This is a genomic window from Flavobacterium cupreum (genome assembly GCF_003996965.1).
Classification (GTDB): domain Bacteria; phylum Bacteroidota; class Bacteroidia; order Flavobacteriales; family Flavobacteriaceae; genus Flavobacterium; species Flavobacterium cupreum.
This window is the reverse complement of sequence record NZ_QWDM01000014.1, coordinates 99,060-110,936: the sequence shown is the minus strand read 5'-3', so window position 1 is coordinate 110,936 and position 11,877 is coordinate 99,060. Positions and strand designations below refer to the sequence as shown.

Here is an 11,877-nt window from a genome sequence, read left to right as displayed (position 1 = left end):
TTATAGTGCGTAAATATGTTTGCAATAAAAAAATTCCGAAATTCGCATAAAAAAAGTATGGACGTTAAAATGCATGATTCCTGGAAGCCCGTCTTGAAAGAGGAATTCGAAAAACCTTATTTCAACGAATTAATCGCTTTCGTAAAATCAGAATACGCGACAAAAATATGTTATCCAAAAGGAAGCCAGATTTTTTCGGCTTTCGACCATTGCCATTTTGATCAGGTAAAAGTTGTAATTATCGGACAGGATCCGTATCACGGTCCTAATCAGGCCAATGGATTGTGTTTTTCTGTAAATGATGGAATTCCATTTCCACCTTCTCTCCAGAATATTTTTAAAGAAATTGAAACTGATTTAAACAAACCATTGCCAAAAACGGGAAATTTAGAACGTTGGGCAGATCAGGGTGTTTTTCTTTTAAACGCTACTTTAACCGTTCGAGAATCTGAAGCCGGAAGTCATCAGGGAAAAGGCTGGGAAAAATTTACAGATGCTGTTATTAAGCAAATCTCGGCGGAGAGTGAAAATGTCGTTTTTTTACTTTGGGGAGGTTTTGCCCAAAAGAAAGCAGCATTAATTGATGCAACAAAACATCATATTTTAAAATCAGGCCATCCTTCTCCTTTAAGCGCGAACAGAGGATTTTGGTTTGGGAACAAACATTTTAGTCAGACGAATAGTTTTCTGAAAGCAAAGGGCATTCAAGAGATTGAGTGGTAATCTTACACCATATAAGTGATGTTAGTCACATATAAGTTTTATAGAATCTTGTCATTTTGGGGAACGGGAAATCTTAGTAGGTAACTTTGCAACAAGAATCTAATCTTTGTCGAGCTTCTTGCGAAGATTTCCCGTTGTTCGAACGACAAAATGTGGATTATTTTTCTAAAGGTTTTTTGATGATTTCGTCTAAAACAGCTTTGCTTTCGTAGTTAATTACCTTTAGGATAATTTCCTGATTTTTTATGGTTTTGCCTTCAATTACATAAAGTTTTCCTTTTTTGAAAGTCACATTGCTCTGATCAAAATCAACGTCTCCGTACGTTAGTGTTTTCCTAACATCGGCTGTGTCAACCCATTTTTCGTTTAAAGTCTGAATTGCTTTTGGGGAATATTGAAAAGGTTTTGTACGCAGATTATTTAAAACCCTGGCATTTGGAAAGTAATTGCATCTGGTGTCTTTTCCGCTAAAAACAAGGGCTACGAAAAAGCATCCCATAATAAGACCAATCAAATAATAAGCAAAACGATGTACGAACTTCATGAAAATATTTTTTGGCAAAGGTACATTAAAGTTCTTTTAAAATACAAGTAAATTGATATCGTTATCCGGTAAATCAAACCATTCTCCAATGGCTTTGTTTGTCAGGATTCCATGATACAGATAGACTCCGTTTTTGAGTCCTTTATTGCATCTTATCGAGCTTTCCAGGCCGCCTTCTTCCGCTATTTGAAGCAGGTAAGGTGTTAAGATGTTACTTATTGAAAGTGAGGCAGTTTTGGAATATCGTGAAGGAATGTTAGGTACGCAATAATGCAAAACATTGCTTTTGATGAAGGTTGGTTTTTCATGCGTTGTAACTTCAGAGGTTTCAAAACATCCTCCGGTGTCAATGCTTACATCAACAATCACGGCACCTTTTTTCATGTGCTCTACCATGGTTTCTGTCACTATAATAGGACAGCGTTCTTTTCCGCGCATGGCTCCTATAGCGACATCGCAGCGTCTTAATGCTTTTAATAATGCTTTCTGCTGCACGGTTGAAGTAAAAATTCGCTGGTTTAGATTGTTTTGTAAACGTCGCAATTTAGTAATCGAATTGTCAAAAACTTTTACGTTTGCTCCCAAACCAATAGCGGTTTTAGCAGCAAATTCACCTACGGTTCCGGCTCCTAAAATAACAACTTCAGTAGGAGGAACTCCTGTAATGTTTCCAAACAAAAGGCCTTTTCCAAATTCATCTGTGATCATTAATTCTGCTGCAATAAGGATTGAGGCAGTTCCTGCGATTTCGCTCAGTGATTTTACGGCAGGGTAGGATCCGTCTTCATCTTTTATATATTCAAAAGCAAGTGCAGTGATCTTTTTTTGCGCCAAAGCTTCGAAGTATGTTTTTTTCTTGGTTTTTAACTGAATAGCAGAAATGATGATCGTTTCAGGATTAATCATTTCAATCTCTGCCAGTGTTGGCGGCTCTACTTTGAGCAGCATCGGGCAGCCAAATACTTTTTTGGTGTCTTTTGTTACTTCTGCACCGGCATCTGAATATTCTTTATCGGTATAACTTGAACTTTCTCCGGCTCCGGATTCAATCATAACGCGATGACCTTCATAAGTTAATGAGTTCACGGCGTCCGGAGTCAGGCAAATACGACGCTCCTGATAACTTGTTTCTTTAGGGATTCCTATAAAAAGTTCTCTTTTAAATCGGCCCACTTCAAGTTTTTCTTCTTGTGGCAACAATTGTTGTTTCGTAAATGGAGTTAAGGTAATTGACATGTATTATTCAAAAATATTAAGGGTACAAATTACGTAAAAAGTTTTAAATTAGTAGAAATATTCTGCTAATAAAACATTAATAATTAGGATACTATTTTTTCCATTTTTATATCTGCTGAAAAAGAAATTATCGCTACTTTATACTGCGGATTCAGTTTTAATTATTTTATTGTAAGAACATTATTTCCCGAATATTCGCTGAGATTTCACAAAGGTGCACAAAATTTTTTGTGTTTCTACGTGTCATTTTAGTGCAGCTTTGGGAATAATTAAACTAAATTCAATTCCCTTTTTCCATCGGCTAATAGTTGAATGGTAACAACCGAATGCTCGCCAGGAATAAGATTTTCTATTTTTTCAGACCATTCAATAAAACACCAGTTACCCGAATACAGATAATCATCTACGCCCATATCCAATGCTTCTGTTTCTTTATTCAGACGGTAAAAATCAAAATGATAAACTATTTGATTGTCAGAAGTATAGTATTCGTTAACTAAAGAAAAAGTTGGGCTGCTCGTAGCATCTTGAACTCCAAGAGTTTTGCACAACTGTTTGATTAAAGTTGTTTTTCCCACGCCCATTTCTCCGTTGAAAAGAATGATTTTCTTTGGATTCTGAGCCAAAATTTGTGTTGCTGCTTCTTTAATCTGGTCTAATGAAAAAATAATATTCATTTCTTGTTTTTTTAATAAATCTCAATTTTAGTCGCAGTCGCAGTTTTCAGTTACTGAATTGCGACTGTAACTGCGACAGTAAACTTTTTTTGCCACAGATTAAAAGATTTTATTGATTTTTTAATCTATTTGAATCTGTGGAAGCTGTGGCCTTTATTTTAAATAAGTCCCAGTTTACAGTCTCAGCGCTAAAGCTGTAACTGCGACTGCCCACTGAAAACTTTGCTACTTAGGGTTGAATACCAAAAACGGAATTATCATTTCTTCTAATGAAATTCCACCATGCTGATACGTATTTCTATAATAACTTACATAATGGTTGTAGTTGTTTACATAGGCCAAAAAGAAGTCATTTTTAGCGAAAATAAAAGAACTGCTCATGTTTATGGCCGGCAAGCCAATATCTTTTGGTTCTTTTACAACATAGACATCTTTTTGCTCGTACGTTAGGCTACGACCGGTTTTATAGCGCAAATTTAAACTTGTATTTTTATCTCCAACTACTTTTGACGGGTTTTTTACATTAATAGTTCCGTGATCTGTAGTCAGGATTAGTTTGAAACCTAAAAGTTGAGCCTGCTGGATAATTTCCAGTAAAGGAGAGTTTTTAAACCAGCTTAATGTCAGGGATCGGTAGGCTTTATCATCCGATGCGAGTTCTTTTACGACATCCATTTCGGTTTTGGCATGTGATAGCATGTCTACGAAATTATAGACCACAGTTACCAGATCATTGCCTTTTAAAGCCTTAAAGTTTTCAGCCAGTTTTTTTCCGCCGGCGTAATTGGTGATTTTGAAATAATCTTCCTTAATATTTAAGCCCAAACGTTTTAATTGTGCACTTAAAAATTCGGCTTCGTAAAGGTTTTTTCCACCGTCTTCCACGTCATTTTTCCAGTATTGCGGAAATTGTTTTTCCATTTCTGTTGGCAATAAACCGGAGAAAATAGCATTTCGGGCATATTGTGTCGCTGTTGGAAGGATGGAGAAATACGGAACTTCTTTTTCTAATTTATAGTAGTTGGCTACTACAGTTTCAAAAGATTTCCACTGGTCGTAACGCAAATTATCAATAACAACAAATAAAATAGGCTTGTCTTTCTTTTTGATTTCGGGAACAACCAGTTCTTTAAATAAATTATGCGACTGAATGGGCTTGTCTGCTTTTGGCGCAAACCAGTCTTCGTAATTGCGTTCAATATACTTTCCAAATTGAGAATTGGCTTCCACTTTTTGGGATTCCAATATCTCGATCATTCCCTGATCATTGATGTTTTCGAGTTCTAATTCCCAAAATATCAATTTTTTGTATAGTTCTACCCAGTCTTCAAATGAATTCACCATGGCTAATTCCATTGAGATTTTTCGGAATTCTTTCTGGTAATCTAAAGTTGTTTTTTCTGAAATTAATCTGGAATGATCCAGATTCTTCTTCAAACTCAGTAAAATCTGATTAGGATTTACCGGTTTTATTAAATAATCAGCGATTTTAGAACCAATGGCTTCTTCCATTATGTATTCTTCTTCACTTTTGGTAATCATAATCATCGGAATGGCTGATTTTTTTTCTTTCATTTCAGAAAGTGTTTCCAGGCCGCTCATTCCGGGCATGTTTTCATCTAAAAAAACTATATCAAAATTATCTTCATCAAACAATGCAATTGCGTCTAAACCGTTGTTACAAGTGGTAACAGCGTAGTTTTTCTTTTCCAGAAATAATATATGTGGTTTCAAAAGATCGATCTCGTCATCGACCCAAAGTATTTTTATCTTATCCATAAACAAAATTAATTTTAATGCAATTTAAAGGTATAGAACTTAAAAAGTATTAAAAATAGTATAAAATTCAGAATAACAAATTATGTTTTTTTGGCAAATACTATTTCAGGAATCAGGGTCTGACAATATGCCCGTATGGAATGCCGTTATTTTTAAATGAAAAACTGAAAACTCTTTATAGTTATTTACTTATATTTGTTGACCTAAAAAATAACCAAATAGTGACTCATATTAATAAGTTAAAAATATTCAATGACCCCATTTACGGGTTTATTTCCATCCCAAACGAGCTTATTTACGATTTAATCCAGCATCCGTATTTTCAGCGTCTGCGCCGTATTTCTCAAATGGGATTGTCTTATTTGGTCTATCCGGGAGCAAATCATACCCGTTTTCATCACGCACTGGGCTGTATGCATTTAATGCAAAAGGCGGTAGAAACACTTCGTTTTAAAGGAGTTGCCATTTCACCCGAAGAAGAAAACGCTTTATATATCGCTATTTTACTGCACGATATCGGTCACGGGCCATTTTCACATGCCATGGAAAAAAGTATTGTGGAAGACGTGAATCACGAAGCCATTTCATTATTATTCATGAATCAGCTGAATGATGAGTTCGAAGGAAAGCTGAGTCTGGCCATTCAGGTTTTTAAAGGGGATTACCACCGAAAATTTATGTTGCAACTGATTTCAAGTCAATTGGATATGGATCGAATGGATTATCTGAAACGGGATAGTTTCTATACCGGTGTTGCAGAAGGAAATGTCAATTCGGAACGACTTATTCAGATGATGAATGTGGTTGACGGCGTTTTGGTGATTGAAGAAAAGGGAATCTACTCTGTAGAAAAATTCCTGTTGTCAAGACGATTAATGTACTGGCAGGCTTATTTGCATAAAACGAGCCTGGTAGCTGAATTAATTTTGATGAAAGTATTAAAAAGAGCCAAAGAACTAACGTTAAAAGGCGTGAGCCTGCCTTGCAGTGAACCGCTTTTGTACTTTATGAAAAACAAAATTACGCTTGAAGATTTTGATGCCGAAAAATTAGATTTGTTTTCCCAACTGGATGATTTTGATATTATAAGCGCCTTGAAAGCCTGGCAGAAACAGGATGATTTTATACTTTCTACATTGAGTAAAATGATCATTAACAGGGATTTACTGAAGATTAAACTGAGTGCGGAGAAAATCCCTATGGAAGAGTCGCAGTCTTTAAAGGAAGAATTTGCAGAAGAGCATCATGTTACGTTACTGGAAGCGGGTTATTTTATTTTCAGGGGAAAAATAAAGAATCAGGCGTACAGTAAAGAGGCCGAACCTATACGAATTTTGAAAAAAGATAAAACAATTGAAGATGTTGTTGAAGCTTCTGATCAGCTGAATTTGAAATCATTATCCAAACTGGTGACAAAATATTACATCTGTTTTCCAAAACAACTTATCTAAAATTAACATTTAAAATCTATTTTTTATATTTTTGTCGCAATGAAATTTACAGCAGAACAAATAGCAGGAATTTTAGAAGGAGAAGTTGTTGGGAATCCCAATGCAGAAGTTTCTCGCTTATCTAAGATTGAAGAAGGCGAGGAAGGATCGCTTACTTTTTTGGCTAATCCAAAATATATCAACTACATATACACTACAAGAGCTTCAGTGACCATTGTTAATGACAGTTTTATACCCGAAGCCGAAGTCACCACCACTTTGATAAAAGTAGAAGATGCGTATGCCTCTTTTTCTAAATTATTGGAATTTTACAACCAGGTGAAATTAAATAAAAACGGAATAGAAGCACAATCTTTTATGTCTGAAGGAACTAAATATGGAGAGAATTTATATTTGGGAAGCTTTAGTTATATAGGACAAAATGTGATTCTGGGTGATAATGTCAAAATTTACCCTAACAGTTTTATTGGAGATAATGTTGTTATTGGAGATAATGTATATATTTTTGCAGGCGCGAAAATATATTCTGAAACTATTATAGGGAATAACTGCACCATACATTCGGGCGCAATTATAGGCGCTGACGGTTTTGGTTTCGTGCCAAACGAAGAAGGGGTGTATAGCAAAGTACCGCAAATTGGGAATGTTATTATTGAAGACCATGTAGATATTGGTGCCAATACAACAATAGACAGAGCGACTCTTGGTTCTACGATCATTAGAAAAGGAGTTAAATTAGACAATCAGATTCAGATCGCCCATAATGTGGAAATCGGTAAAAACACTGTTATTGCAGCGCAGTCCGGTGTAGCAGGTTCTACAAAAATTGGAGAAAACTGTATGATTGGCGGGCAGGTAGGTATCGCAGGCCATTTAGTTATAGGCAATAATGTAAGGCTTCAGGCTCAGTCGGGAGTGGCAAGAAACATCAAAGACGATGAAATATTGCAGGGAACGCCTTCACTTGGATATACCGATTTTAACAAATCATACGTACATTTCAAGAATCTGCCTAAAATTATAGCCGAACTGGAAGAATTAAAAAAACAAATAATAAACCCAAAAAATGGAAATAATGGTTAAACAGAAGACCATCAAAAATGAAATTTCACTAACAGGCGTTGGATTACACACTGGAAAAGAAGTTACAATGACTTTCAAACCAGCTCCAATTAATAACGGTTTCACTTTTGTACGAATAGATTTGCAAGGCCAACCGGTCATTGAGGCTGATGCTAATTATGTTGTTAATACACAAAGAGGTACCAATTTAGAAAAATTAGGTGTTAAAATTCAAACTCCGGAACACGTTTTAGCTGCTTTAGTAGGATGTGACCTGGATAATGTTATTATAGAATTAAATGCTTCAGAACTACCTATCATGGATGGTTCTTCAAAATATTTTGTAGAGGCTATTGAAAAAGCAGGAATCGAAGAGCAAGATGGTAAACGTAATGTTTATGTAGTAAAAGAAGTGATTTCTTTTACTGATGAAACTACCGGAAGCGAGATTCTTGTAATGCCAAGTGATGATTATCAGGTGACGGCAATGGTTGATTTTGGGACTAAGGTTTTAGGAACCCAAAATGCAACGATGAAAAGTATAGCTGATTTTAAAGACGAAATTGCGAATTCAAGAACTTTTAGTTTTTTGCATGAATTAGAGTCTTTATTAGAAAACGGATTAATAAAAGGGGGTGATTTAAATAACGCTATTGTATATGTAGATAAGGAAATATCTGACGCTACAATGGAAAATTTAAAGAAAGCTTTTGGTAAAGATAAAATTTCAGTAAAACCAAATGGTGTTCTGGACAATCTTACGCTGCATTATCCAAACGAAGCAGCAAGACATAAATTGCTTGATGTTGTTGGCGATTTATCATTGATCGGAGTAAGAATTCAGGGTAAAATCATTGCAAACAAACCGGGTCATTATGTAAATACTCAGTTTGCCAAGAAAATGGCAAAGATTATTAAAATTGAGCAAAGAAATCACGTACCGTTTTATGACTTAAATCAGGAGCCCCTGATGGATATTCATAAAATCATGGCCGTTTTGCCACACAGACCTCCCTTTTTGTTGATTGACAGAATTATTGAAATGTCTGAAAGTCATGTCGTGGGAATGAAAAATGTAACTATGAATGAAAATTTCTTCGTAGGGCATTTTCCTGAAGCACCAGTTATGCCGGGTGTTTTAATTGTGGAAGCAATGGCTCAGACAGGAGGAATTTTAGTTTTAAGTACTGTTCCGGATCCTGAAAATTATTTGACTTATTTTATGAAAATAGATAATGTTAAATTCAAGCATAAAGTATTGCCGGGTGATACCTTAATTTTTAAATGTGAATTGATTTCTCCGATCAGAAGAGGAATTTGTCACATGCAGGCAAATGCATATGCAAACGGGAAATTAGTAACAGAGGCAGAATTAATGGCTCAAATTGCAAGAAAACAATAATATAAATCAATTTTATTGTTTACGTTTGTTGCCCAAATCAGACTATTTTAATTAAAAATATAAAACATACAGATGAATCAACCATTAGCTTATGTTCATCCTGGCGCTAAAATCGCTAAAAATGTTGTAATAGAGCCTTTTACAACAATTCACAATAATGTTATTATTGGTGATGGTACCTGGATTGGTTCAAATGTAACCATCATGGAAGGCGCTCGTATTGGTAAAAATTGCAATATTTTTCCGGGGGCTGTAATTTCTGCAGTTCCGCAGGATTTAAAATTCGGCGGGGAAGATTCTTTGGCTATTATTGGAGACAATTGTACGATTAGAGAATGTGTAACTATAAACAGGGGTACAGTTGCCTCAGGACAAACGATCTTAGGAAACAATTGTCTGGTTATGGCATATGCGCATATTGCACACGATTGTGAAATTGGCAACAATGCTATTATTGTAAACGGAGTTGCACTGGCAGGTCACGTAGTAGTTGGTAATCATGCCGTAATTGGAGGTTTGGCTGCGATTCACCAATTTATACATATTGGGGATCATGCTATGATTTCGGGTGGTTCTTTGGTAAGAAAAGATGTTCCGCCTTATACAAAAGCAGCAAAAGAACCGTTATCTTACGTAGGGATTAATTCTGTAGGTTTAAGAAGAAGAGGTTTCAGTACTGATAAAATCAGGGAAATTCAGGAAATCTATAGAATTTTATACCAGAAAAATTACAATACAACACAAGCTTTAAGCATTATTGAAGCTGAAATGGAAGCTACTCCTGAGAGAGATGAAATTCTTGATTTTATCAGAAATTCATCAAGAGGAATCATGAAAGGTTATTCGGGGAATTATTAATTTTAGAGTTTAGATTTCTGATTTTAGATTTCTAAGCTGCAGTACATAAAATTAAAAAGATTAAAATATTATAAAAAATGTAGATCAGTTTTTAAAAATCTACATTCTAAAATCTAAAATAAAAACAAAATGGCATCTACATCAGATATTAGAAACGGATTGTGTATTAAATTCAACCACGATATTTATAAAATAGTTGAATTTCTTCACGTAAAACCTGGAAAAGGTCCGGCTTTCGTAAGAACAAAATTAAGAAGTTTAACTACAGGAAGAGTATTGGACAATACATTTTCTGCAGGGCATAAAATAGACGATGTGCGTGTTGAGACGCATAATTACCAGTTTTTATATGCTGAAGGAGATGAATTTCATTTTATGAATACAGAATCTTTCGAGCAGATTTCCTTAAATAAAAACATTTTGGATGCTCCGGGATTGTTGAAAGAAGGAACAAGTGTAATGGTTCAGGTAAATACGGAAACGGATCTGCCATTATCAGTAGACATGCCATCCTCTGTAATTCTTGAAGTTACCTATGCTGAGCCGGGAGTAAAAGGAAATACAGCGACAAATGCTACTAAATCTGCTACGGTAGAAACAGGAGCAACTGTAAACGTTCCATTGTTTATCAACGAAGGCGATAAAATTAAAATCGATACAGCTTCAGGGAATTACATGGAGCGTGTAAAAGAGTAGTTTATTAATTAAGATAATTTGTCAATGAGTCAATTAGATAATTTGTGGATCAACACAATTTGAACATTTATTTCTAACTGACTCATTTTCTAATTGACACATTTTCTAATTGACAAATTTTCTAATTATAAAATATGAAATTTCCAAAAGTTCAATCTTTACAAGAAATTGCAAATTTGCTTCAATGCGAATTTATAGGTGACAAAGACTTTCCGGTTTTAGGCATGAATGAAATACATGTAGTTGAACCAGGAGATATTGTTTTTGTTGACCATCCCAAATATTATGACAAAGCTTTACAATCGGCTGCCACTATTGTCTTAATCAATAAGAAAGTAGATTGCCCGGAAGGTAAAGCTCTTTTAGTTTCTGATGACCCTTTCAGGGATTTTAACACACTTACAAAACATTTTAAACCTTTTCAGTTTGCCAATGTAGCGGTTTCGGCTTCTGCAACTATTGGAGAAGGTACTGTTATTCAGCCGAATAGTTTTATTGGTAATCATGTGAAAATCGGAAAAAACTGTCTGATTCATTCCAACGTTTCTATTTACGATCATACCGTAATTGGTGATAACGTAATCATTCATGCCGGTACTATTCTCGGAGCTGATGCTTTCTATTATAAAAAACGTCCCGATGGTTTCGATCAGTTGATTTCAGGAGGAAGGGTTGTAATTGAAGATAATGTGGGTATTGGCGCACTTTGTACAATTGACAAAGGCGTTACAGGAGATACAACTATCGGAGAAGGCACTAAAATTGACAATCAGGTACATGTCGGACATGATTCCGTAATAGGAAAGAAATGTTTAATCGCCTCACAAACAGGTATTGCCGGTTGTGTTATTATTGAAGATGAAGTAACGATCTGGGGACAGGTTGGTACAACAAGTGGTATTACAATTGGAGCGAAGGCTGTTATTATGGGACAAACAGGAGTTACCAAATCGGTTGAAGGCGGGAAATCGTATTTCGGAACCCCAATCGAAGAATCAAGAGAAAAGTTAAAACAACTGGCCAATATCAAAAAGATTCCTGAAATTTTAAATAAATTGAAGTGATATGTCTATAAAAGAATTTGTTCAAAAGTTTTATAAGTCGGATGCCCTGATTGACAGCGAAATCATGAAAGCTTATTTGCATCCTGAAGTAACGGTAGAATGGAATAGCACAAAGGGATTAATTGTCCTGAATCATGACTCAATGCTGGCTATGGCCAATGAATTAAGTCGCGCCTATGTCCGTTCAAAAGTAAGAATCAGCCATATTATTGCCGAAGAAGATTTAGTATCAATACGTTATTCCCATTACGTTAAGACGATTGAGAACCCTAGAGAAGAAATGTTGCTGGCCCACTTTTCTACTATTTGGCAGATTAAAGACGACAAATTATATCGCGGTTTTCAAATGAGTCAATTTTCTTAATTTTTTTGATGACAAAAAGGT

12 protein-coding genes are annotated in these 11,877 nt (G+C 35.3%); 8 read left to right on the top strand and 4 right to left on the bottom strand.

Going from position 1 to position 11,877, the window contains the following annotated elements:
• Window positions 1–57 precede the first annotated feature (57 nt).
• Window positions 58–723: a uracil-DNA glycosylase gene (locus D0817_RS19325; protein ID WP_127340042.1), complete on the top strand. Its 666-nt coding sequence runs from the start codon at window positions 58–60 to the stop codon at window positions 721–723.
• Window positions 724–880: 157 nt separating this feature from the next.
• On the opposite strand, the gene D0817_RS19320 is transcribed toward D0817_RS19325, so the two are convergent.
• From D0817_RS19320 to porX, 4 genes are all read right to left on the bottom strand, one after another.
• Complete coding sequence (locus D0817_RS19320; RefSeq protein ID WP_127340005.1) at window positions 881–1,267, bottom strand: DUF4258 domain-containing protein; 387 nt, start codon at window positions 1,265–1,267, stop codon at window positions 881–883.
• Between the two features lie 36 nt (window positions 1,268–1,303).
• Complete coding sequence (locus tag D0817_RS19315) at window positions 1,304–2,503, bottom strand: alanine dehydrogenase (protein WP_127340004.1); 1,200 nt, start codon at window positions 2,501–2,503, stop codon at window positions 1,304–1,306.
• A 269-nt stretch (window positions 2,504–2,772) separates the two neighbouring features.
• The gene (gene tsaE, locus D0817_RS19310) at window positions 2,773–3,180 is read right to left on the bottom strand and encodes a tRNA (adenosine(37)-N6)-threonylcarbamoyltransferase complex ATPase subunit type 1 TsaE (protein ID WP_127340003.1); all 408 of its coding nucleotides are present in this window, start codon (window positions 3,178–3,180) and stop codon (window positions 2,773–2,775) included.
• A gap of 225 nt (window positions 3,181–3,405) precedes the next feature.
• The gene (porX, locus tag D0817_RS19305; RefSeq protein ID WP_127340002.1) at window positions 3,406–4,959 is read right to left on the bottom strand and encodes a T9SS response regulator signal transducer PorX; all 1,554 of its coding nucleotides are present in this window, start codon (window positions 4,957–4,959) and stop codon (window positions 3,406–3,408) included.
• A 221-nt stretch (window positions 4,960–5,180) separates the two neighbouring features.
• Between porX and D0817_RS19300 the strand changes: the two genes are divergently transcribed.
• From D0817_RS19300 to D0817_RS19270, 7 genes are all read left to right on the top strand, one after another.
• Window positions 5,181–6,410 (top strand): HD domain-containing protein, encoded by a 1,230-nt coding sequence (locus tag D0817_RS19300; RefSeq protein ID WP_127340001.1) that lies wholly within the window; start codon window positions 5,181–5,183, stop codon window positions 6,408–6,410.
• Window positions 6,411–6,449: 39 nt separating this feature from the next.
• On the top strand, window positions 6,450–7,493 hold the full coding sequence (gene lpxD, locus D0817_RS19295; RefSeq protein ID WP_127340000.1) for a UDP-3-O-(3-hydroxymyristoyl)glucosamine N-acyltransferase: 1,044 nt from the start codon (window positions 6,450–6,452) through the stop codon (window positions 7,491–7,493).
• Window positions 7,486–8,874, top strand: coding sequence for a bifunctional UDP-3-O-[3-hydroxymyristoyl] N-acetylglucosamine deacetylase/3-hydroxyacyl-ACP dehydratase (locus D0817_RS19290; RefSeq protein ID WP_127339999.1), 1,389 nt, complete (start codon window positions 7,486–7,488; stop codon window positions 8,872–8,874). The genes lpxD and D0817_RS19290 overlap by 8 nt, the downstream gene beginning before the upstream one ends.
• Window positions 8,875–8,946: 72 nt before the next feature.
• A complete protein-coding gene (gene lpxA / locus D0817_RS19285) occupies window positions 8,947–9,732 on the top strand; it encodes an acyl-ACP--UDP-N-acetylglucosamine O-acyltransferase (RefSeq protein ID WP_089050747.1) in 786 nt (261 codons plus the stop codon).
• Window positions 9,733–9,861: 129 nt separating this feature from the next.
• Complete coding sequence (gene efp / locus D0817_RS19280) at window positions 9,862–10,428, top strand: elongation factor P (RefSeq protein WP_072970794.1); 567 nt, start codon at window positions 9,862–9,864, stop codon at window positions 10,426–10,428.
• Between the two features lie 134 nt (window positions 10,429–10,562).
• Window positions 10,563–11,492: a UDP-3-O-(3-hydroxymyristoyl)glucosamine N-acyltransferase gene (locus D0817_RS19275; RefSeq protein ID WP_127339998.1), complete on the top strand. Its 930-nt coding sequence runs from the start codon at window positions 10,563–10,565 to the stop codon at window positions 11,490–11,492.
• A 1-nt stretch (window position 11,493) separates the two neighbouring features.
• Window positions 11,494–11,856, top strand: a complete 363-nt coding sequence (locus tag D0817_RS19270; RefSeq protein ID WP_127339997.1) for a nuclear transport factor 2 family protein — start codon at window positions 11,494–11,496, stop codon at window positions 11,854–11,856.
• The last annotated feature ends 21 nt before the right edge of the window (window positions 11,857–11,877 follow it).

Bases quoted from the DNA above. Each gene is read 5' to 3' on its own strand.
- D0817_RS19325 (WP_127340042.1), top strand. From the start codon at position 58: ATGGACGTTAAAATGCATGATTCCTGGAAGCCCGTCTTGAAAGAGGAA.
- D0817_RS19320 (WP_127340005.1), bottom strand. From the start codon at position 1,267: ATGAAGTTCGTACATCGTTTTGCTTATTATTTGATTGGTCTTATTATG.
- D0817_RS19315 (WP_127340004.1), bottom strand. From the start codon at position 2,503: ATGTCAATTACCTTAACTCCATTTACGAAACAACAATTGTTGCCACAA.
- tsaE (WP_127340003.1), bottom strand. From the start codon at position 3,180: ATGAATATTATTTTTTCATTAGACCAGATTAAAGAAGCAGCAACACAA.
- porX (WP_127340002.1), bottom strand. From the start codon at position 4,959: ATGGATAAGATAAAAATACTTTGGGTCGATGACGAGATCGATCTTTTG.
- lpxD (WP_127340000.1), top strand. From the start codon at position 6,450: ATGAAATTTACAGCAGAACAAATAGCAGGAATTTTAGAAGGAGAAGTT.
- D0817_RS19290 (WP_127339999.1), top strand. From the start codon at position 7,486: ATGGTTAAACAGAAGACCATCAAAAATGAAATTTCACTAACAGGCGTT.
- lpxA (WP_089050747.1), top strand. From the start codon at position 8,947: ATGAATCAACCATTAGCTTATGTTCATCCTGGCGCTAAAATCGCTAAA.
- efp (WP_072970794.1), top strand. From the start codon at position 9,862: ATGGCATCTACATCAGATATTAGAAACGGATTGTGTATTAAATTCAAC.
- D0817_RS19275 (WP_127339998.1), top strand. From the start codon at position 10,563: ATGAAATTTCCAAAAGTTCAATCTTTACAAGAAATTGCAAATTTGCTT.
- D0817_RS19270 (WP_127339997.1), top strand. From the start codon at position 11,494: ATGTCTATAAAAGAATTTGTTCAAAAGTTTTATAAGTCGGATGCCCTG.